The following is a 19,403-nucleotide window of genomic DNA, read 5'->3' on the forward strand; positions in this document are numbered from 1 at the left end:
TGATGCCCCTTCTCGACAGTGGCGAAGATCTGATCGGGCTCGATGAGGGCATGTTCTACGTCCAGGACGTGGACGGGTTCGACGGCCAGGAGTATCCGGCGGACGACTCCTGGCCCGGCGTGATCGACAACTGCATCCAGGTCCCCGCCTCCAGCCGGGCCGTGACCGCCTCCGTCCGGCTGGAGTGCTGGGACGAGGTCCCCGAATGGCCCGACGACTGGTGGGAGGCGGGTGCCGGCGTCGTCTATTTCGAGTCGGCCGAGATCTGCGTGAGCAGCGTCTACGGGCTGGAGTGCGTCGCCTACCTCTATCTGGGCCGGACGGAGAGCCGCTGGAGCTTCCGGATCCTCAGGCCGGACGCTCCGGACGAGGCCTACCTGGTTCAGTTCTGGCCCGGCTGAGCTGGACGAGGCTCAGGCCGAACATCAGCACCCCCAGCGGCACGTGGGCCACCGCCACCCCCGCGATCCCCAGGGCCACCTGAACCAGTGTCAGGGCGAGGAAGAGGGCGGCGTACAGGATCGGCTGTGGCGAGCCCCCGAGCGGTCGCCACTGCACGATCGTCACGATCACGTGCACGACCGCGACGGTGAACATCGTGTACGCCGACGCGCTGTGCAGGGCGAGCCCGCTCGGTGTGGTCAGCAGCAGGCCGGCGGTGATCGGCGCGATGAAGAGCACCAGTGTCCGCACGGCGATCAGGACGTTCGTCACCATGGCCGCAGCTTCTCCGGGTTGCGGACCGCCCAGATGCGGGTGATCAGGTCTCCGGCCACGTCGAAGGCCAGGACCGTCACCGTCACGCCGTCCTGGCGCATCACCAGGCCGGGCTGGCCGTTCACGGTGCGCTCCAGGAGGGTCAGGTCGGGCAGCTTCCCGGCGAGTTCGGCGGCGTAGCGGACGACCTGGTCGACGCCCTCGATCGGGCGCAGCACCGCGTCGGCCAGGCCGCCGCCGTCGGCGGTGACCGTCACGCCGGGGTCGAGCAGGGCGATGAGGGCCTCGATGTCGTGGGCCTCCCACGCCCGCTTGAAGGCCCTGACCACGTCGGCGCGGTCCGTCGCCGGCACCGAGGGCACGTCGGCGACGCGGCGGCGGGCCGAGGAGGCCAGCTGGCGGCAGGCGGCCGGGCTGCGGCCGACGATCTCCGCCACTTCGGCGAAGGAGTGGCAGAACACGTCGTGCAGGATGAACGCGACCCGTTCGGCCGGGGTCATCGATTCGAGCACGACGAGGAAGGCCATGCTGACCGACTCGTCCAGGGTGACCCGGTCGGCCGGGTCGCCGGGCTGCTCGGGCACCGGTTCCGGGATCCACTCGCCCACGTAGCGCTCGCGCCGGACCCGGGCCGAGCCCAGCAGGTCGAGGCAGATGCGGCTGGCCACGGTGGTCAGCCACGCCCCCGGTGACACGATGGCCCGCTGCCGGTCGGGTGGCAGCGCGTACCAGCGCGCATAGGTCTCCTGTACGACATCCTCCGCGTCCGCCAGGGAGCCGAGGAGCCGGTAGGAGAGGTTGATCAGATGTCGTCGTTCGTTCAGTTCTGTCACGTCGCCCCCTTCACCCCACTCGACGAGACAGCGGCCCGGAATGTGAGGCCTCACATTCGGCGTCGTCACGTCGTCGAGGTGACCATGAACGAACTTCAGTCCCGACTGCCCGATCCGATGCGGTACTTCCCCGGTATGGGGGCGATCGCCGCCGGCATGTCGAAGGCCGTCCACAACGGCACGATCCCCGACAGTACCGTCTACCTGGTGCATCTCCGTGCCGGGCAACTGGCCGGGAGCACCTATCACGCCGTCCGGCAGACGCAGAACCTCCGTGAGGCGGGGGAGACGGAGGAGCGCATCACCGCCGTGGCGTCGTGGCGTGACGCGCCCTGCTTCACCGACGCGGAAAGGGTCGCGCTGGAACTCGTCGAGGCGGTGCTCGCGCCCCGCCCCTTCGTGCCGGACGAGCTGTTCGCGCGGGCGGCCGAACTCTACGACGAGCACGCCCTCTGGACGCTCACGGTCGCGATCGGCCAGATCTGCTTCTTCATCCCGGTCGCGCTGATCGCCCGGCCCATCCCGGGAAGGCCCGTCGGGCAGAACTACAACCAGGTCAGCCGACGGTGAAGCTGACGTCGCCGTCGGAGAAGTACATGAAGTCGCCGTCGCCGCCGATGGACGCGTCCGACCAGTCCGAGTGAACCGACCAGGGGCCGTCGTCGCCGCCCTGACCCGGGTCCTCGGGAGCGACGTCGCCCCAGTCGGCGGCGACGACGGCGGCGGCGCCCAGTCCGGCGGCGACGCCGACGGTGGCCGGGGTCCAGAACCGGGTCTCGCCCGGCTCCCCGGCGTAGGCGGCGGAGAGCCGGCGGGCGCGGTCGAACTGGCTGGCGAAGAGGCTCATCGAGGGTCCTCAGAAGTCGGCGAAGCGGGGAGTGGGCAGGGTGTCGCGGGTCCGGCGCAGGTGGTCGGCGATCTCGCCCCGGCGCAGCCGGATGCCGGGTCCCGAGGGGTGGCGGCGCAGCACGTCCAGGGTGGCGAGGCGGCGGGCCACCCCCGGCAGGCTGGCGGTGCCGGCCAGGCGGCGGGCGGCCGACCAGCGCAGGGGGAAGACGTTCTCGGTGACGACGTAGGACAACACCGGCAGGCCGCCGCCGACGAGGCCGTTCCAGCGGTCGAGCACCGTCGTCCACCCCCGCGCCGACTGGGCGGTGGCCTGGTTCCTGCGCTGGTCGCCCTGGTTGCGGGCGGCGTAGGCCTGGGACAGGCCGGACACGGCGAAGACCGGGTTCACCAGCGCGGCGGCGCCCAGCGAGAGCGCCGCCCCGCCGTAGTCGACCTTCGGGAGCTCGGCCGGGTCGAGGTCGATCAGCCGGGACACCTGGGCGGCGAGTTGCCCGACCTCGGCGGCGGCGCGCTGGACGGGGGCGAGCGCGGCCCGCAGGGCGGCCTCGTCGGCCTTGAGCCAGGCGGGTTCGGGCCCGTCGAGCAGCTGGGCGTCCCGATGGCGGATGAAGGCGGGCAGGACGTACACCACCTGGTCGAGGTGCCGTTGCAGCTCGGCCAGCCCGACCTGGAACACCGCCGCGTCCGGCACGGTGACCGGGCCGGACAGGTCGGCGCCCTCGCCGAGCAGGGCGGCGTGCAGTTCGTAGAAGGGGCCGAAGATCGTGTAGAGGAGGTAGTCCTCCTCCAGCCCGACGGCCGCCTGGAGCAGGCCGGGGATCTGGTCGGCGGTCGCGTCGAGGAGGCTTCGGGTGCGCAGCTCGACGTGCAGCGCCTGGATCAGCTCGGCGGGGCCGACGACGGTGAGGTCGCTGCGGTCGGTGGTCAGCCGCAGCCGCTCGGACGTGCCCTCGACGTTCCTGATCGAGGTGTACGCCACCCGCAGGCTCACCTCCGGCCCGCGCACCCGCAGCCCGTCGGCGGCGAACGCCAGCGCCACCGGGCGCCCGTCGGACAACTCGGCCGGGAAGACGCCGGACGTGAGGGTGCGCGCGGCGGCGGCGCGCAGCGCGGCGTGGTCGTGCAGGCGGCGGCCGAACGCGGCCGAGCCGCAGGTCACCGCGACCGGCCCGTGGACGGGGTTGAAGATCACGAAGCGTTCGGCCGACCCGGCGACGCGCAGCGCGGGATCGGCCAGGTCGAAGGCCGCGAGCACCCGCTGCGAGTCCTGCGCCTGGAACTCCAGCGTGTCCTCGCCCAGCACGCAGTCGGCCGCCGGCGCGGCCAGCCCCCGGACCGTCACGGGCGCCGACGTGCCGACCGTGCCGGGTGTGGCGGCGGCGATCGACCGGAACACCTTGAGGAAGGCGTCGCGGACCTGCGGCGTCACCAGATGGGCGACCGCGCCGCTCAGGAACCGCCCGTCGAGCAGCGCCCCGCCCCGGATCTCCACCGCGCTCGGCCCATGGGGCGTGACCACGATCCGGTTGACCGGCCACTCCACCGGCACCGCACCCCGGTCGCGCACCCGCAGCCGCCCGCCCGAGAGCACGACATGGGCGGTCAGCTCCGCCGGCTCTCCGCCCTCCTCGTAGCAGGGCGTGACCGACACCGCGCACGGGCTGACGAAGTCGAGCGCCGCCGCGTCGGGCAGCAGCCGCCCGCCCAGGAGGGTCAGCGCGTGCAGCGCCGCCGGGTCGAGCGGCCCTGAGGACAACCGCAGCGCCCGCCCGCCCGGCAACCGCACGTCGGCGACCAGCCGGGTGCTGCGGTCGGCCAGCGCGACCGAGGCGTCGGGCTCCGACGCCGGGTCGAGGGCGGTGACGGCCGCGGTCCCGAACCCGCCGGTGTCGTGGACGTAGACCGCCGGCCAGTCGGTCACGAGCAGGGACCGGGCGCCCGTCCAGGAGAAGCCGCCGGACTGCTGCTCCCGGGCCTGGGGGTGGACGCTGCTGTCGAACACGACCCGGCCCCGGACAGGTCCCCACGCCACGGCCATGGCCGCTCCTCTTGTACGCCCCACTCCCGACGCACCGCATCATCGCGCCGGGAGGCCCCGGCGAACATGGAGAAATGCACATTCGCCGTGCCCCTACGATGCGCAGATGACCACGCACGGTTTCACGCTGACCGCCCGCGGCGCCTTCGACTTCGCCGCCACGCTGCGGTTCGTCGAGGAGTGGCCGGCGGCGAGCACGCTTCCGTCCGGCCCCGGGACCCTGCGCTTCGCCTACTGCGCCGAACACGACTGGCTGCCCGTGGGGGTCGCCGTCACCGCCGCCCCCGGCGGTGTGCGGGCCGAGACCACCCGGCCCGCCGGGCCCGCCCTGCGCGGCGAGGTGGCGAGAATCCTGTCGCTCGACGTCGACGGGACCGGCTTCGAGCGGGTGGCGGACGCCGACCCCGTGCTGAAGGACCTGCGGGCCGCCCATCCGGGCCTGCGGCCGGTGTGTTTCTGGACGCCGTGGGAGGCGGCCGTCTGGGCGGTGATCGTGCAGCGGTCGTCGATGGTCGTCGCGCGGAGCCTGAAGGGGCGGATCGCCGACAGGTTCGGCGCGCGGATCGTCGTGGACGACGCCGAGCACGCCGTCTTCCCGCCGCCGATCAGCCTGGTCGACGCCGAGGGGTTCGGGCTGCCCGCCCAGAAGGAGGAGTGGATCAGGGGGCTGGCGAGGGCGGCCCTCGACGGGGTGCTGACCACCGAGTACCTGCGGAGCGTGCCGCCGGAGGAGGCCCTGGCGGAGCTGCGCGCGCTGGCGGGGGTGGGGCCGTTCTCCGCCGGGCTCATCCTGATCCGGGGCGCGGGCGCCCCCGACGCCTTCCCCGGCGACGAGCCGAGGTTGTTCGCGCTGCTCCGAGAGGCCTACGGGCTGCCGGAGGACACGCCGCCGAAGGAGTTCAAGAGGCTGGCCGACACGTGGCGTCCGTTCCGGTCGTGGGCGTCGTTCCTGTTCCGGGCGGCGACCTACCGCGAGAGCGAGTGACGCCGGAATTGTCGGTGGCGCGCGGCAGGATCTGCACCGCCTGATCGATGCGTCCGGAGCAGGAGAGCCCGCATGCCCGTCAACCCGAAGATCGCCGCCCACCCGTTCCTCGCGGGCATGTACCGCGACGACTACTTCCCCGATCACCTCGTCGACAGGGGCAGGGCGATCCTGCTGCGGTTGTGCGACCGCATCGAGGCCGAGCGGCCCGCCGACCTGGCCGCCCTCTACGCGCTGACCCACGCGGCGACCGACGAGTTCAACACGCTCGACGAGGAGTTCCACGAAGCGGGCAGCGAGATCGAGACCGCCGCGCGGGAGTGGATCGCGGACGACTTCTGGATCGTCGCCTCCGCCTACGGCTTCGACGACGCCGACGTCGAGGAACTCATCGCCACCCGCGACTGGTGACGCGGGGCGCACAGTTACCGATTTGTCGTTTTTAGAGAGGAATGCCTGACTGGAACGGTCCTTGCCGGTTGGTGCTCCCGTTGTCACGCTCGACTCGTCAGCCGGATACAGCCACGGGAGCGCCACATGGCGGTGTTTCACGGTCGGGACATGCGCGACTATCTGGCCCGGGTCTCCCGGCACGCCCTGGTCAGGACGATCCGGGAACGGGGCGTCGAGCTGGTCAAGGTGTGCCCGGGGGAGCGGGTGCTCGACGCCGGCTGCGGCCCCGGCGACATGGCCGCCCGGTTCGCCGGCCTCGGCGCGCACGTCACCGCGATCGACGCCGACCCGGCGATGGTCGCGGTGGCCGCCGAGATCCCCGGCATCACGGCACAGACGGGGGACCTCGCGGCTCTCCACCGGCCTGGCGTCTTCGACGTCGTGTGGGCCGAACGGGTGCTCCAGCACGTCCCCGACCCCGACCGGGTCGTCGGCAACCTGGTGCGGGCGCTGGCCCCCGGCGGCCGGATCTGCCTGGTCGACGTCGACTGGACCGGCCTGGTGGTCGACGGGGTCGACGACGACCTCGCCGACCAGGTGCTCGGTGTCTTCCGCACGGTGGTGCCCCACCCGTCGATGGGACGTACCCTCCGCCGCCGCCTCGTGCGCCAGGGCCTCACGACCGTCGAGGTCACGGCGTTCCTCGGCGTGTCGACCGACCTGGCGGACGCGGCGGCGGTCATCCCCGTGCTCGACGAACGGCTCGTCCCGGCCCCCGGCGCGTGGTTCTCGGCGCAGCGCGAGGCCGCCGGCAGGGGCGAGTTCCTCATGGCCCTGCCCGTCTACCTCGCCGTGGGGTCGGCATGATGACCTTCGAGGTCCACCCGCCCGACGGCGAGTTCGGCGGACGGCCCTGGCAGCGGGAGCTGGTCGGGTTCCGCAGCGGGGTGCTCAGGTCCTTCGGGCTGCCGACCGGGCTCGACCGCGACGTCCACGACGGGCCCGCCCACCACCTGCTGGCCCGCACCCCCGACGGCGGGCTCGCCGGTTGCGCCCGGCTCGCCCCGCTGGAGGACCTGAACCCGAGCCGGGTGCTCACCCTCGAACCGCGCTCGGCCGACATCCTGACCGAGGCGGGCCTCACCGCCGCCGATGTGCTCGAAGGCGGACGCTGGCTGGTCGGCGCGGAGCACCGGCACGCTGGCGTGGGCAGCCGGCTGGTGCTGGCCGGAGCGGTCGTGGCGGTCCGGCTGGGCCGCAAACTCGCCTGGGTGCTGGCCGGTACGGCCCACGGCCAGGACACGCTCCTCATGAGAATGGGCTTCCACGCCCCTTCCGGCCGTGTCCACGAGATGCCTGACCTGGGGTACCCGGTCCGGCTGCTGACGGTCCGTCCCGATCGCCTGCTGCACGGCCGGGAGGAGCCCGAGGTCGTCTTCCTATAGGGAGGCGGCGAAGCGGTGGATCCAGCGGCGTTGCCACGGGGTCTCCACCGCCTTCCGGTGGTGGTTGGCCCGCACCCACGCCACCGCCTCGTCCGGGCCCAGGCCCGTCAGCGTGGCCAGGCAGGCCAGCACCGTCCCCGTGCGTCCCACCCCGCCGCCGCACGCCACCTCGACGTCGGCTCCGGCGGCGGCGCGGTCGTACAGGCCGCGGATCGCCGTGGCGGCGCGGGCGGGGTCGGAGGGCAACCAGAAGTCGGGCCAGCGCACCCATTCGGAGGGCCAGGGCACCTGCGGGGGGCGGCCCACGACGTACAGGCCGAAGTCGGGGAGCGGGCCCGGGGGCAGCGGGCGGCGGAGTCCGCGGCCGCGGACCGGGGTGCCGTCCGGCAGGAGAAGAGCACCGTTCAGGGTCATGGGGAAATATTGTGGACGGATGCGCGCAATCATCGCGGTCTTATTGGCGGCCTCCGCCTCTCCCTGGCAGGTCGCCCAGGTCGTCCACTCCCCGGGAGACGACGTGTTCGCCGACGTCGCGGTCACGGCCGACGGCACCGTCTGGGCGGCCGGTCACCGGTCCGTGAACGGGCGCCGTCAGGGGTTCGTGCAGTCGCTCAAGGGCAAGGTACGCAAGACGCTGCCCGGACGGCTGCCCGAACTGTCGGCGGTCACCGCCTCCGCGAGCCGGGTCTGGGCCTTCGGGCCCAACCGGGCCTACGCCTGGAACGGGCGCGCCTGGACGTCGTGGTCGCTTGGCACGTTCCTGGCCGCCGACGCCGAGACCGTCTCCGCCCGCGAGGTCTGGGCCGTCGGCGGGAACACCTCGCGGCGCTGGACGGGGTCGTCGTGGAAACGCCACCCCGTCCCCGGCACCGCCCAGGCCGTGGACGCCGGAGGCGGTCAGGTCTGGGCCGCGGGGAGCGGCGTCTTCCAGTGGTCGGGCAAGGCCTGGCGCAAGGTGCCGCTGCCCGCGATCCCGCTGCCCACCGAGGACGCCACCGCCACCTTCATCGACGTCGCCGTCGTCAGCGCGCGCAACGTGTGGGCCGTCGGCGGGGTCACCTGGGAGGGGGCCGACGCCGAGGGCGACGACGTCACCTTCACCCGGCCGCTGGCCATGCACTGGAACGGCTCCCGGTGGCGGATGTCGCTCGGGGCGGCGCAGGGGCAGCCGTACACGGAGGCGGAGCCGGACGGCAAGGGCGGCGTCTGGATCGCGCAGGGCGGCTGGAACCCGCGTTTCTGGCAGGTCAGGGGCACGAGCTGGGAGAGCACACCGCTGCCCAGGCCCAAGGGGTATGACGCGTCGCTGGCCGCCGTGGCGCGCCGGCCGGGCACCTCGCAGGTGTGGGGCGCCGGGTTCACCTCGCCGGAAGGGGACCCCGACGACCCCGGAGCCAACGCCACGCTCTGGCGCGTCTCCTAGGATCGGCGACCATGACCGAACTCCCCACGATCAGCCGCCCCGCGAACGGGGCGCTGGCCCGGGCCGGCTGCCGCACCCTGGAAGACGTCACCCGGTTCACGGCCAAGGAGCTGCTGGCGGTGCACGGGATGGGGCCCAAGGGCATCCGCGTCCTCACCGAGGCGCTGACCGCCGCCGGGTTGTCGTTCCACGACCCGGATAAGATCGAGCGATGACCGAAATGACCGAAACCGCGGCGGGCTGGCTGTCACCCGAGGAGCTCTCGCTCATGCGCGAGCGCCTTCCGATCCTCTACGTCGACGCCGTGCCGGTCCGCGCCGACGACAACGGCGTGGTCACCCACGTCGGCCTGCTGCTGCGCATCGGCGCCGACGGCACCGTCAGCCGCGCGCTGGTCTCCGGACGGGTCCTCTACGGCGAGCGGGTGCGCGACGCGCTGCTGCGGCACCTGGAGAAGGACCTCGGCCCGGTCGCGCTGCCCAGGGTGCCGCTGTCGCCCCAGCCGTTCACCATCGCCGAATACTTCCCCACCCCGGGCGTGACCCCCTACCACGACCCGCGCCAGCACGCGGTGTCGCTGGCCTACATCGTCCCGGTCGCCGGCGACTGCGCCCCCCGCCAGGACGCCCTCGACCTGGAGTGGTTCACCCCCGAGGAGGCGGCCTCCCCGATCGTCCAGCAGGAGATGACCGGCGGCCAGGGCACCCTGCTGAAGCAGGCGCTCGCCCACGTGGGCCAGATCGTCTGACCTTCGGTCAGCGCGGCTGGTAGCTGCACCGGGCCCCCGTCTTCACCGTCGCCCGCAGCTCCGCCGCCACCGCCTCGTCGAGCTCCTCTATCCGGGCCAGGGCCCGGCGGATCGCCTTGCCGACCGCCACTCTGGCCCGTTCGCCGTCGCCGGCGAACGCCCGCGACCGGCCCCCCAGCCCGGTCGCGGCGGCCAGCTCGGCCGCCAGCCACGCGTGTTCGGCCCGTAACGCCGTCGCCCCCGCCGTGTCGGTCAGCGCCTCGCGCTCCTCGATCGCCTCCTGGAGGCGGGCCAGCCGGGTCTCATACGCCCGGCGGGCCGTGGCGTCGAGCACTGGCTGGTCCGGGGGCTGGTCGGGGACGCCGGCCAGGTCGGCGGCAGAGACCTCCCGGCCCGGGTTGGCGATCAGGACCGCGAGGTGGCCCATGCCGACGCTGTGCTCCACGAGGACCGAGCGGCCGCCGAGGTCCAGGCGCCAGTGGCGGCCGTGGCGGCGGGCCGAGGCCGGTGACGGACCGGGGGAGCGGCGATGGACCGGCTGCGGGAGTTCCATGCCGAGTTCGGCGGCCTCCTTGGTGGCCAGGTCCAGCTCCCGCAGCGCGCCCTCGTCGTCGGGGCCATGGCGGAGCGCCAGGGCGTGGCCGAGCCGCCAGCGCGACAACACGGTGGCGGGCCAGTGGCCGAGGGCCAGGTTGTCGCGGACGGCGGACTGGAAGTGCCCGATCGCGCGGTCGAGGCGGCCCATGGTCAGGCTGGCCACCCCGAGCGGGTGGTGGGCCGAGCCCAGGCACGTGACCCCCAGGCTGGCGATGACCGGGCTGCCCTCGTGGGGGCTCAGCAGGTCGTAGACCTCGGCCGAGGCGGTCTCGTCGCCGAGCAGGTGGGCGGTCTCGGCGACGCCGTACATGGTGTAGAGCCAGGAGCTCGACCGGGGGAGCGCCGCCAGGTCGCGGCCCCGGATGCGGGCCAGCATGCCGGCCGCCAGGCGGTGCTCCCCGGCGGTGGCGGCGGCGATGGCCAGGCCGGCGAAGTAGCTGTTGTCGATGGCGCTCAGCACGGGGGAGTCGGCCTGGTCGTGCATGAGGCCGGTCAGTTCGGCGATGCGGCCCTGGAACCAGCGGATGGTGCCGAGCTGGCCGCCGTACCAGCCCGCGGCGTCGCGGTCGCCGGCGGCGGTGCCGCGTTCGGCGCTGGCGGTGGCGAGGTTCTCGGCGTGGGCGAACCGGCCCTGGCGGATGGCCAGCATCACCCGGATCGCGCTGGCGATGAACCCGGCCGCCAGGTGAGGGCTCCGGTCGAGCAGGGCCTCCAGTTCCCGCAGGCCGCGTTCGGCGTGCGGGTCGCCGAGTAAGAACAGGTCGACGGTACGCCACATCACCCCCATCACCGTGTCGCCCCGGCGGCCCGTGCGACCGGCGTGCCCGATCAGCTCCTTGGCCAGCGCGAGCCGGGTCACGCCGTGGTCGGGGCCGAGCAGGCAATGGTGGGCGAGGCTGAGCGCCTCGACCAGGGCGACCGGCTCGCCGGTGGTCCGGGCCTCGGCCAGCTCCAGCATGATCGCCTCATGGGTGCCCTGGCGGTAGTCCTCCTCGCCGGCCAGCCGGACGCGCAGCCGCCGCGCCAGGTCGGAACCGGGGTCGGCGGCGGCCAGGGCCTGCCACTGGCGGGTGCGCACCGTCGACTCGGCCTCGGCGGTGCGGTGCTCGTGCACCCAGACGCCCCCCAGACCCAGGGCCGACCGCGCCATCCCCTCGTGGTCGCCGTCGCCCTCGGCCTTCCGCCACGCCAGCTCGAACCACTGGCGGGCCGCCCGCAGATCCCCCTCTGCGTGCAGTGCGTGTTCCCCGGCCGCCAGGGCCGTGCCCTGTCCCTGGCGGTCCCCCTCGTGGGCCATCCGCGCTCCTTCTCGTACGTTTCATCGCGTACGTGAACAAGTGATAGACCCTCCGCTTGCACCACCCTTTCGTGGTGCTTGACCGATGTGTCCGTCAGGTGACGTCAAGCCGGTCGATCAGGGTGTCGTGCGTGCGGAAGGTCAGGGTGCCCGGCCCGTTGTAACCCTCGCCGGACACGGTGACCGCGACCGTGGTCGATTCGCCCGTGGTGCGCGCCCCCGTGACCACGATCTCGGTGTGGGCCCCGATGAGCTCCTGTGCGTTCCACTCCGCGATGCGGTCGCGCCCCTCGAACGTGCGGCCGAAGACGTTGACGACGGCGTCCTCGGCGAACGCCCCCAGGAGCGCGTCGCCGTCTCCTCGGTTGGTGGCGTCGATCATCTGCTGGATGGCGGGTAGAAGCGGATCCATCGCGGTCCTCGCTGTGTGGTCGGGTGATGTGTCCTTCTGGGCCACATCCCCCGCTCACGAGGACCATATGCCGGTTATGAAGGCCGGTGAACGTGGCCGGCCCCCATACCGGCCGCTTCCTTTGTGGGGGCGGCATACGCCACCCGCCTCTGGCGCCCGGGGACGAACACCATGATCAGCGCCGCCAGCATGGCGGCCGCCGCCCCCAGGACGAAGGTCAGCTTGAAGCCGTCGAGGGTCGGCACGAGGGTCCCGGCGAACGGCTGCGTCATGTGCGCGAGCGCCACGCCGACGACGGCGCTGGCGGTGGAGGTGCCCACCGAGCGCATCAGCGCGTTGAGGCCGTTGGCGGCGGCGGTCTCGGTGTGCGGGACGTTCGCCATGATCAGAGCGGGAATGGCGGCGAACGCCACGGCCATGCCGGTCGAGGTGATCATGCTGACCACGATGAGCTGCCAAGGGGCGCTCAGCAGCCACAACGCGGCGATGTCGCCGGCCGCGAAGACCAGGGCGCCGGTCATCAGCGAGACCTTGGCGCCCTTCCAGGCCGACAATTTGGCCGACAGGGGCGACACGAAGATCATGACCAGGCCGCCGGGCGCCATGCACAGGCCCGCCACGAGCATCGACTGGCCGAGCCCGTGGCCGGTGGCGGCGGGCAGCTGGAGGAGTTGCGGGATGGCGAGCGCCTGGGCGTACATGGCGAAGCCGATCGCGATCGAGGCGATGTTGGTGAGCAGGACCGGACGCCGCGCGGAGGTGCGCAGGTCGACCAGCGGCCCGGGGCGGCGCAGCTCGTAGACGCCCCAGACGGCCAGGATCACCAGGGCCGCGCCGAACAGGCCCAGCGTCAGCGGGCCGCTCCAGCCCCAGTCGCCGCCCTTGGTGATGGCCAGCAGCAGGCACAGCAGCCCGGCGGTCAGCCCGATCGCGCCGGGGAAGTCGATCCGGCCGCCGCTGCGGTCGCTCGACTCCGGTACGAGCGTCCACACCATGACCATGGCGATCAGGCCCAGCCCGGCGGCGCCCCAGAACAGCAGGTGCCAGCTCGCGTTCTGGGCGATGGCGGCGGCGGCCGGGAGGCCGAGGGCGCCGCCGACGCCGAGGGAGGAGCTCATCAGGCCCATCGCTGAGCCGAGCCGTTCGGGGGCCAGTTCGTCGCGCATGAGGCTGATGCCCAGCGGGATCACCCCGGCCGCGCAGCCCTGCAGCGCCCGGCCGACGATCATCGGCACGAGCGAGGAGCTGAGCGCCCCCACCACCGATCCGATCACCAGGAGCCCGAGGCAGATGAGCAGCAGCCGCCGCTTGCCGAACATGTCTCCCAGCCGCCCGGTGAGCGGGGTCGCGATGGCGCCCGCGAGCAGGGTGGCGGTCAGCACCCAGGTGACCGAGGCGGCGTCGGTGTGGAGGTAGCGCGGCAGCTCGGGCACGATCGGGATGACGATGGTCTGCATCACCGAGACTACGATCCCCGCCGAGGCCAGTGCTGTGATGATCGCGCCGCCGCGGCGAGCTGGGGGAGTCACGTGGTGCCTTTCCGTGCAGGTCGGATTGCATCCTATTCATGTCACTTTTGCACGGTTCGGCCCGGGTGCCTCCGTGTTGGCCGATCGGCTGTCTTTCCGCAGGGAACGCCTGGTGAACATCCTCACCAATGCCACCAAAAGCAATCAGGTCGTGAAATCTACTTAAGTCAGCTGTAGTCTTCTGTCGACAATTCGAATATGTCCATACGGGTGGGAGAGGTCGTGGCCGACGTACTCACGGAATCTCGCCGGAGCGTGGCCGCCCGTTGGCGGGAACGCCTGGTACAGGGGAGCCGCCACGCACAACGCCACTGGGCGACCAGGACGGTCTACTACGCGGCCTGCCGCGAGGTGGCCGAAGCGGGCGGCCGGGTCGGCAAGGAGGTGCTGGACGTGTCGGGGGGCTCGACCAGCACGTTGTACACCGTCGTGGGGCCGAGGGCGCGTCATTCGCTGGCGGCGGCCTACGGCGGGGAGCTGCCCGACTGCTTCGGACGGGTCGACGCGCTGACCGAACTGGCACGCGAGACCGTGGTCTGGTCCTTCTGGCCCTATCGCGATAGCTGGCTACAGATGCTGGAGTCAGGACCGGGCGGACGGATGGCCGCCGCCGAAGGGCTGGTGCTGGCGGTGGCCGACTTCGCGGCCGACCATCCGGGCCTGTTGCGCGCCACCAAGCTGGAGCCGCCGGTCTGCGCCGTCGAAGACCTGATGACGGTCTTCGGCCGCCGGGCCACCGCGCACGACGTCTTCTGCCTCCTGCAGAACGTGATCATCGACGCGACGCGCGGGCTGCACGTGCCGGCAGAGGTGGTCCTCGACGGGGTCCGGCCCGCGCTGGAGTCGCGGATCCCGGTCGTGGAACGTGCCGGCGAGCCGCTGCCCGCGCTCGCCGACGCGGTCGTGGCGGTGTTGTCGGCCCGGCTCGACCCGCCGCAGCGCACGGCCGCCGCCGACCTGCTCGAAGCCGCCGCCGACGCGCTGCGCCGGACCGTCAGGACAGAAGGGCGGGAACGTGACAACGGCCCCCGCGCGGCCTGACGGGGCGGCCCAGCCGGCCGACCGCTCGTGGATCGCCCGCCTGCGCGCCATCGTGCGCGCGGGCGGCCCGTCCGCCGCGGCCGAGCTGGGCGACCTGCTCGCCAGTGCCCGCGCCCACCTGGGCGCCTCCCACTCGATCTCCCTGCGCATCGCCGCCGCGACCGAACGGGAACTGAGCCGCACCCGCCAGGTCGACGAGACGGTGGCCGCCTGGTCGGCCGTGCACGCCGAGGCCGGCGTCTCCCTCAGTCCCGACGACCCGGTCACCATGGAGATCGCCAGCGGCCACCTGCGGTGGCTGGCCCGCCGGGCCCGCCCCGACGACCTGCGCCGGGCCCTGACCGCCCAGCGCGCCGAACTCGCCCGCCGCCGCGAGACCCTGGGCCGCCACGACCACTGGACCGGCGTGGCCCGGACCGACCTGGCCGTCACCCTCCTGACCCTGCCGCTGCTCGAACCGGACACCCGCCGGACCACCGCGGAGGCCGCGGAACTGGCGGCGGAGGAGGCGGGCCGCCGGGCCGCCGTCCTGGGCGGCCACCACGTGCTGACCTGGGAGGCCCGCGCTCTGGAGGCCTCCGCCCGCCTGGCGGCGACTGGAGCCGGGACGGGAACGGTGGCGAGGGCGGCACGGGAGAACGGGCCGGGACCGACCGCCGCGACCGGGCGGGCTACGGGTGGACGGGCCGGGGGCGGGAGTGCGGCGGAGGCCGTGGCGCACGCGCTGACCGTGGCCGAGGCCTGCGTGTCGCTCGGGGGGCCGCTCGACGCGGGCCGGCAGATCCGGGCGGCGTTGCTGACCGCCGAGGCGCACTTGGCCGCCGACCGGCCGGGAGACGCGGAGCGGGCGGCGCGGCTGGCGGCCGGGTTGTTCGCGGTGCGGTCCCGGCCGTGGTGGGGCGGGGCGGATCCCGGGCGGCCGTGGGTGGTGATCGCCCGGACAGGGGCCCGGGCGGACGCCGCCGGCCATGCCGCCCGCGCCTTGTCGGAACGGTCCAGGTGGTTCCCGGCCGACAGCCTGTGGCGGGCCGAAGTGACCAGACTTCTCCACACTCTCGATGGGCGGTGATGACAGGAGAGCGCATTCCCGCAGCTCAGTGGATTCCGAAGGCCATCGGTGGGTGAATTAATTCGGAAACTTTCCTATTGACAAGGGTCTGTAGGAGGGTGTTCCATCCGAGTTAATTTAAGAGGAGAAGCAACGGCCGGGCTCTCCTCTCCTCGTACTCGCTCGTCGGAAAGAGACCCCCCATGCGCCTCCGCTTACTGTTGCGCGCCGGAGCCGTGCTGAGCGCCGCCGCGCTCGTGCTCACCGGTGTCGTCGCGGCCCCCGCCCAGGCGGCGGTCGGGCAGATCACCGGGTTCGGCGGCAAGTGTGTCGACGTCGCCGCCGCCAACCCCGCCAACGGCACCACCGTCCAGCTCTACACCTGCAACGGCACCAACGCCCAGCAGTGGACGACCGGCCAGGGCCAGACCATCCGCGCCCTCGGCAAGTGCCTCGACGTCGCCGCCGCCGGCACGGCCAACGGCACCCGGGTGCAGCTCTACGACTGCAACGGCAGCGCCGCGCAGAACTGGACCCCCCAGGCCGACGGCACCCTGCGCGCCCTCGGCAAGTGCCTCGACGCCACCGGCAACTCCTCGGCCGACGGCACCCCGCTCCAGATCTGGGACTGCTTCGCCGGCGCCAACCAGCGCTGGACCCTCCCGACCGGCGGCGGCAACCCCGACCCCGACCCGGGCAACCCGGCCAAGTTCCCCGGCACGCCCTACCTCTACCTCGGCTGGGGCAGCCCGCCCAGCGCCACCTCGATCATGAGCCAGACCGGTGTGCGCTCCTTCACGATGGCCTTCATCCTGTCCGGCGGCGGCTGCGTGCCGCGCTGGGACGGTCAGCGCCCCCTGACCGGCGGCACCGACCAGTCGACGATCAACGCCATCAAGGCCGCGGGCGGCCAGGTCCAGATCTCCTTCGGCGGCTGGTCCGGCAACAAGCTCGGCCCGAACTGCTCCACCCCGGCCGCCTTCGCCGGCGCCGTGCAGCAGGTCATCAACGCCCACGGCCCCAACGTGGTCGACTTCGACGTCGAGAACACCGACGAGATGGGCAACTACACCGTCCAGGACCGCATCCTCAACGGCATCAAGATCATCAAGCAGAACAACCCGAACGTCCGGGTCGTCGTCACCATCGGCACGAGCCAGTCGGGCCCGGCCGGCGCCGAGGCCCGCTTCCTCCAGCAGGCCCGCGCGCTGAACGTGCCGATCGACAACTACACCCTCATGCCGTTCAACTTCGGCGCCTCCAACATCTACAACGCGACGGTCAGCGCCTCCGAGGGCCTGAAGAACCAGCTCAAGTCCCTGTGGGGCTACACCGACGCGCAGGCCTACGCCCGCATGGGCATCTCGGGCATGAACGGTTACTCCGACAACAGCGAGATCACCACGGTCGCCACCTGGACCCAGATCCGCGACTGGGCCCGCGCCCGCGGCCTCGGCCGGCTGGCCTTCTGGTCGGTCAACCGCGACCGCCCCTGCTCGGGCGCCCTGAACGACACCTGCTCGGGCGTGGCCCAGGCCAACTGGGACTTCACCCGCATCACGGCCGGCTTCTAGACCGGGAGTGAGGCCCCTCTCGTCCACGGGACGAGGGGGGCCGATCCGTTTCCAGGGCACAAGGGGAAGCCCCCCTCGCCCGCAAGACGAGGGGGGCCGCTCAGGTGTTCCTAGGAGCCGTAGACGTCGAACTCCCAGAGCGAGTAGCCCCAGGCGGTGGCCCGCTGGGTGCCGTAGACCCGCACGTAGCGGCCGGTGCCGTTGACCGTCAGGTCGTCGACGCCGCCGTCGCTCGCGGTCTGGGTGCTGACGGTCGTCCAGGTGCTGTTGTTCGGGGAGGTCTCCACGCGGTACTGGCGGCCGTAGGCCGCCTCCCACTGGAGGCGCACGCGGGAGATGGTGCGGGTCTGGCCGAGGTCGACCGTGATCCACTGGGGGTCGGCGTAGGCCGAGCCCCAGCGGGTGGCGGTGTTGCCGTCGACCGCGTTGGCGGCCGCGTGGGCGCTGCCGGGCTCCACGCTGGAGACGGTCACCGGGCGGCTCCGGGAGAGCAACGCCGGGCCGCCGGAGGCGGGGGTGCCGTAGACGTTCAGGTCCCACAACGAGTAGCCGTACTGGGTGAGGGCGCGCTGGGTGCCGTAGATCCGCACGTAGCGGCCGGTGCCGTTGACCGTGAGGTCGTCGACGCCGCCGTCGCTCGCGGTCTGGGTGGAGACGGTCGTCCAGGTCGTGTTGTCGGGGGAGACCTCCACCCGGTAGGCGCGGCCGTAGGCGGCCTCCCAGTTCAGGCGCACCCGGTTGACGTTGTAGGACGCCCCCAGGTCGACGGTGATCCACTGGGGGTCGGCGTAGGCCGAGCCCCAGCGGGTGGCGGTGTTGCCGTCGACCGCGTTGGCGGCAACGTGGGCGCTGCCCGCCTCGACGCTGGAGGCGGTGACGGTCTTGCCCCGGGCGAGGTCGGTCGCCGGCGGCTGGGTCGTCTCGCCCTTGACGCGGATGTTGCGGTAGTTGATGTCGAGACCGGCGCCGTCGTTCTGGACGCCGATGTGGCCGTTCTGGATGGCCCGGGTGCTCGTGTAGTCGTTGATCTTTACGCCGTTGAGCCAGATCTCGACGCGCTGGCCGGTGACCCTGATCTCGTAGGCGTTCCACGAGCCGGGCGGGTTCAGCGCGGCGTCGCGCAGGGCGGTGTCGGGGGCCCGGAAACTGTAGACGCTGCCGGTGGTCCGGGTCGGGTCGGCGTCGGTGGCGTCGATCTGGATCTCGTGACCGGTGTCGACCGGCTGCCACGGGTCGCCGTTCGGGTCGGGGAAGCCGATGAAGACGCCGCCGTTGTCGTCGCCCGGCATCATCCAGTCGAGCTTGAGCGAGTAATCGGCGAACGGGGTCACCGGATACCAGAGCAGGCCCATGCCGCCGAACGAGGTCAGGGTGCCGTTCGCCAGGGTGAAGCCGCCCGGTCCGGCCTGCCGCCACTGGTCGAGGCTGGCCTGGGTGCCGTCGAAGAGCGGGGTGTAGCCGGTCTCGGGACGGCAGTCGGCCGCCCGGAACCCGGCCGCGATCTGGATGCCGCCGAGGAGCATCTGCCGGAAGTTGGAGTCGGCGAAGGTCTCCTGGGTGTGCCCCATGCCGGTGTACCAGCTCCGGCCGCCGCCGTAGTTCTGGCACCAGGTGATCGGGTGGTCGCCGCCCATCGAACCGCCGCTGTACGTCGACTCGTCGAGCGAGGCGAGCACCCGGGCGACCGATCGGGGGTTGGTGCGGTAGTTGTACCACTCGTCGAGGCGGCTCCAGGTCTGCGGCAGGTGCGAGGTCGACACGTTCGACCGGTCCTCGACCTTGACCACGGCGGTCTGGTTGGCCGGGTGGCTGGCGAAGTAGGCGCCGACGAGGCCGCCGTACCAGGACCAGTCGTACTCGGTGTCGGCCGCGGCGTGCACGCCGACGTAGCCCCCGCCGCCGGCGATGTACGACTGGAACGCGGTCTGCTGGGTCGCGTTCAGCACGTCACCGGTGGTGGAGAGCCAGATGACCGCCTGGTACTGGGCCAGGTTGGCCGTCGTGAACTGGTTCGCGTCCTCGGTGGCCGTCACGGTGAACCCGTTGGCGGCGCCCAGCTGCTGGATCGCGGCGATCCCCGTGGGGATCGAGTCGTGCCGGAACCCGGCGGTCTTGCTGAAGACGAGGACCTTCGTGAGCGGTGCCGCGCTGGCGGCCGTCGGCACGGCGGAGAGCGCGCTCCCTAACAGGACCGCCCCAAGCAGCGCCAGGAAAAGTCGGCGCATCCGTGACTCCTTACTGTGCTCGCAGGAGCGCGCGCCGACCGCTACCCGAATGGTGGATTCGAAAGGCACGCGGAGCCACTCGCGTGCGGGTGCCCCGAAAGGCTCGCACACCTGACAGGAGACCGTCAACGGACGATAACGATCTCAAGACATCGGAGGTATTTGGGACCGGTCCGAAGGAGTTTCTTCTCGCATCCGACATAAAAAGCGGCTGATCGCCGGTCTGTCCGGGGATTCTTGATCGGTTTC

The 19,403-nt window shown here is 72.5% G+C and carries 21 protein-coding genes; 12 read left to right on the plus strand and 9 right to left on the minus strand.

The window, feature by feature from the left end:
• Positions 1–2: 2 nt before the first annotated feature.
• Complete coding sequence (locus GT755_RS34815) at positions 3–401, plus strand: hypothetical protein (RefSeq protein ID WP_161483823.1); 399 nt, start codon at positions 3–5, stop codon at positions 399–401.
• Here the strand turns inward: GT755_RS34815 and GT755_RS34820 are convergent.
• On the minus strand, positions 349–717 hold the full coding sequence (locus tag GT755_RS34820; RefSeq protein WP_161483824.1) for a hypothetical protein: 369 nt from the start codon (positions 715–717) through the stop codon (positions 349–351). The genes GT755_RS34815 and GT755_RS34820 overlap by 53 nt on opposite strands.
• Positions 711–1,550, minus strand: coding sequence for an RNA polymerase sigma factor SigJ (gene sigJ, locus GT755_RS34825; RefSeq protein ID WP_328794724.1), 840 nt, complete (start codon positions 1,548–1,550; stop codon positions 711–713). Before sigJ ends, GT755_RS34820 begins: the two co-directional genes overlap by 7 nt.
• Positions 1,551–1,634: 84 nt before the next feature.
• Here sigJ and GT755_RS34830 point away from each other — a divergent pair, with 84 nt between their 5' ends.
• Positions 1,635–2,120 (plus strand): carboxymuconolactone decarboxylase family protein, encoded by a 486-nt coding sequence (locus GT755_RS34830; RefSeq protein WP_161483825.1) that lies wholly within the window; start codon positions 1,635–1,637, stop codon positions 2,118–2,120.
• Here the strand turns inward: GT755_RS34830 and GT755_RS34835 are convergent.
• Positions 2,107–2,397 (minus strand): hypothetical protein, encoded by a 291-nt coding sequence (locus GT755_RS34835; RefSeq protein ID WP_161483826.1) that lies wholly within the window; start codon positions 2,395–2,397, stop codon positions 2,107–2,109. The two genes, GT755_RS34830 and GT755_RS34835, sit on opposite strands and share 14 nt — an antisense overlap.
• Before the next feature lie 9 nt (positions 2,398–2,406).
• On the minus strand, positions 2,407–4,437 hold the full coding sequence (locus GT755_RS34840) for a hypothetical protein (protein ID WP_161483827.1): 2,031 nt from the start codon (positions 4,435–4,437) through the stop codon (positions 2,407–2,409).
• Positions 4,438–4,543: 106 nt separating this feature from the next.
• Between GT755_RS34840 and GT755_RS34845 the strand changes: the two genes are divergently transcribed.
• From GT755_RS34845 to GT755_RS34860, 4 genes are all read left to right on the plus strand, one after another.
• On the plus strand, positions 4,544–5,422 hold the full coding sequence (locus tag GT755_RS34845; protein ID WP_161483828.1) for a DNA-3-methyladenine glycosylase family protein: 879 nt from the start codon (positions 4,544–4,546) through the stop codon (positions 5,420–5,422).
• 72 nt (positions 5,423–5,494) lie between these two features.
• On the plus strand, positions 5,495–5,833 hold the full coding sequence (locus tag GT755_RS34850) for a DUF5713 family protein (protein WP_161483829.1): 339 nt from the start codon (positions 5,495–5,497) through the stop codon (positions 5,831–5,833).
• Between the two features lie 150 nt (positions 5,834–5,983).
• Positions 5,984–6,682, plus strand: coding sequence for a methyltransferase domain-containing protein (locus GT755_RS34855; protein ID WP_161483830.1), 699 nt, complete (start codon positions 5,984–5,986; stop codon positions 6,680–6,682).
• Positions 6,679–7,260, plus strand: a complete 582-nt coding sequence (locus tag GT755_RS34860; RefSeq protein ID WP_161483831.1) for a GNAT family N-acyltransferase — start codon at positions 6,679–6,681, stop codon at positions 7,258–7,260. Before GT755_RS34855 ends, GT755_RS34860 begins: the two co-directional genes overlap by 4 nt.
• Here GT755_RS34860 and GT755_RS34865 read toward each other — a convergent pair.
• On the minus strand, positions 7,255–7,674 hold the full coding sequence (locus tag GT755_RS34865; RefSeq protein ID WP_161483832.1) for a protein-tyrosine phosphatase family protein: 420 nt from the start codon (positions 7,672–7,674) through the stop codon (positions 7,255–7,257). The genes GT755_RS34860 and GT755_RS34865 overlap by 6 nt on opposite strands.
• 19 nt (positions 7,675–7,693) lie before the next feature.
• On the opposite strand from GT755_RS34865, the gene GT755_RS34870 reads away from it, so the two are divergent.
• The 3 genes from GT755_RS34870 to GT755_RS34880 are packed head-to-tail and all read left to right on the plus strand — an operon-like array spanning position 7,694 to position 9,431.
• Positions 7,694–8,683, plus strand: coding sequence for a hypothetical protein (locus tag GT755_RS34870; protein WP_161483833.1), 990 nt, complete (start codon positions 7,694–7,696; stop codon positions 8,681–8,683).
• Positions 8,684–8,694: 11 nt separating this feature from the next.
• Positions 8,695–8,898 carry a helix-hairpin-helix domain-containing protein gene (locus GT755_RS34875; RefSeq protein ID WP_161483834.1) on the plus strand — a complete coding sequence of 68 codons (204 nt, stop codon included), beginning with the start codon at positions 8,695–8,697 and terminating at the stop codon, positions 8,896–8,898.
• On the plus strand, positions 8,895–9,431 hold the full coding sequence (locus GT755_RS34880; protein WP_202610891.1) for an NUDIX hydrolase family protein: 537 nt from the start codon (positions 8,895–8,897) through the stop codon (positions 9,429–9,431). Before GT755_RS34875 ends, GT755_RS34880 begins: the two co-directional genes overlap by 4 nt.
• A 7-nt stretch (positions 9,432–9,438) precedes the next feature.
• On the opposite strand, the gene GT755_RS40835 is transcribed toward GT755_RS34880, so the two are convergent.
• The 3 genes from GT755_RS40835 to GT755_RS34895 form a co-directional block, all read right to left on the minus strand.
• On the minus strand, positions 9,439–11,325 hold the full coding sequence (locus tag GT755_RS40835) for a hypothetical protein (protein ID WP_161483835.1): 1,887 nt from the start codon (positions 11,323–11,325) through the stop codon (positions 9,439–9,441).
• A gap of 94 nt (positions 11,326–11,419) precedes the next feature.
• Positions 11,420–11,737: a nuclear transport factor 2 family protein gene (locus GT755_RS34890; protein WP_161483836.1), complete on the minus strand. Its 318-nt coding sequence runs from the start codon at positions 11,735–11,737 to the stop codon at positions 11,420–11,422.
• A 74-nt stretch (positions 11,738–11,811) separates the two neighbouring features.
• Positions 11,812–13,266, minus strand: a complete 1,455-nt coding sequence (locus GT755_RS34895; RefSeq protein ID WP_328794725.1) for an MFS transporter — start codon at positions 13,264–13,266, stop codon at positions 11,812–11,814.
• Between the two features lie 198 nt (positions 13,267–13,464).
• Here GT755_RS34895 and GT755_RS34900 point away from each other — a divergent pair, with 198 nt between their 5' ends.
• From GT755_RS34900 to GT755_RS40230, 3 genes are all read left to right on the plus strand, one after another.
• On the plus strand, positions 13,465–14,307 hold the full coding sequence (locus tag GT755_RS34900) for a hypothetical protein (RefSeq protein WP_161483837.1): 843 nt from the start codon (positions 13,465–13,467) through the stop codon (positions 14,305–14,307).
• Positions 14,282–15,376, plus strand: coding sequence for a hypothetical protein (locus GT755_RS34905; RefSeq protein ID WP_161483838.1), 1,095 nt, complete (start codon positions 14,282–14,284; stop codon positions 15,374–15,376). The genes GT755_RS34900 and GT755_RS34905 overlap by 26 nt, the downstream gene beginning before the upstream one ends.
• 182 nt (positions 15,377–15,558) lie before the next feature.
• Positions 15,559–16,929 (plus strand): chitinase, encoded by a 1,371-nt coding sequence (locus tag GT755_RS40230; protein ID WP_161483839.1) that lies wholly within the window; start codon positions 15,559–15,561, stop codon positions 16,927–16,929.
• 110 nt (positions 16,930–17,039) lie between these two features.
• Here the strand turns inward: GT755_RS40230 and GT755_RS34915 are convergent, their stop codons facing one another.
• Complete coding sequence (locus GT755_RS34915; protein WP_161483840.1) at positions 17,040–19,154, minus strand: ThuA domain-containing protein; 2,115 nt, start codon at positions 19,152–19,154, stop codon at positions 17,040–17,042.
• Positions 19,155–19,403 lie beyond the last annotated feature (249 nt).

This window comes from Herbidospora solisilvae (assembly GCF_009901565.1).
Lineage (GTDB): Bacteria > Actinomycetota > Actinomycetes > Streptosporangiales > Streptosporangiaceae > Herbidospora > Herbidospora solisilvae.

Bases quoted from the DNA above. Each gene is read 5' to 3' on its own strand.
- GT755_RS34830 (WP_161483825.1), top strand. From the start codon at position 1,635: ATGAACGAACTTCAGTCCCGACTGCCCGATCCGATGCGGTACTTCCCC.
- GT755_RS34815 (WP_161483823.1), top strand. From the start codon at position 3: ATGCCCCTTCTCGACAGTGGCGAAGATCTGATCGGGCTCGATGAGGGC.
- GT755_RS34915 (WP_161483840.1), bottom strand. From the start codon at position 19,154: ATGCGCCGACTTTTCCTGGCGCTGCTTGGGGCGGTCCTGTTAGGGAGC.
- GT755_RS34870 (WP_161483833.1), top strand. From the start codon at position 7,694: ATGCGCGCAATCATCGCGGTCTTATTGGCGGCCTCCGCCTCTCCCTGG.
- GT755_RS34880 (WP_202610891.1), top strand. From the start codon at position 8,895: ATGACCGAAATGACCGAAACCGCGGCGGGCTGGCTGTCACCCGAGGAG.
- GT755_RS34840 (WP_161483827.1), bottom strand. From the start codon at position 4,437: ATGGCCGTGGCGTGGGGACCTGTCCGGGGCCGGGTCGTGTTCGACAGC.
- GT755_RS34875 (WP_161483834.1), top strand. From the start codon at position 8,695: ATGACCGAACTCCCCACGATCAGCCGCCCCGCGAACGGGGCGCTGGCC.
- GT755_RS40835 (WP_161483835.1), bottom strand. From the start codon at position 11,325: ATGGCCCACGAGGGGGACCGCCAGGGACAGGGCACGGCCCTGGCGGCC.
- GT755_RS34820 (WP_161483824.1), bottom strand. From the start codon at position 717: ATGGTGACGAACGTCCTGATCGCCGTGCGGACACTGGTGCTCTTCATC.
- GT755_RS34850 (WP_161483829.1), top strand. From the start codon at position 5,495: ATGCCCGTCAACCCGAAGATCGCCGCCCACCCGTTCCTCGCGGGCATG.
- GT755_RS34855 (WP_161483830.1), top strand. From the start codon at position 5,984: ATGCGCGACTATCTGGCCCGGGTCTCCCGGCACGCCCTGGTCAGGACG.
- GT755_RS34865 (WP_161483832.1), bottom strand. From the start codon at position 7,674: ATGACCCTGAACGGTGCTCTTCTCCTGCCGGACGGCACCCCGGTCCGC.
- GT755_RS34900 (WP_161483837.1), top strand. From the start codon at position 13,465: ATGTCCATACGGGTGGGAGAGGTCGTGGCCGACGTACTCACGGAATCT.
- GT755_RS34835 (WP_161483826.1), bottom strand. From the start codon at position 2,397: ATGAGCCTCTTCGCCAGCCAGTTCGACCGCGCCCGCCGGCTCTCCGCC.
- GT755_RS34890 (WP_161483836.1), bottom strand. From the start codon at position 11,737: ATGGATCCGCTTCTACCCGCCATCCAGCAGATGATCGACGCCACCAAC.
- GT755_RS34845 (WP_161483828.1), top strand. From the start codon at position 4,544: ATGACCACGCACGGTTTCACGCTGACCGCCCGCGGCGCCTTCGACTTC.
- GT755_RS34860 (WP_161483831.1), top strand. From the start codon at position 6,679: ATGATGACCTTCGAGGTCCACCCGCCCGACGGCGAGTTCGGCGGACGG.
- GT755_RS40230 (WP_161483839.1), top strand. From the start codon at position 15,559: ATGCGCCTCCGCTTACTGTTGCGCGCCGGAGCCGTGCTGAGCGCCGCC.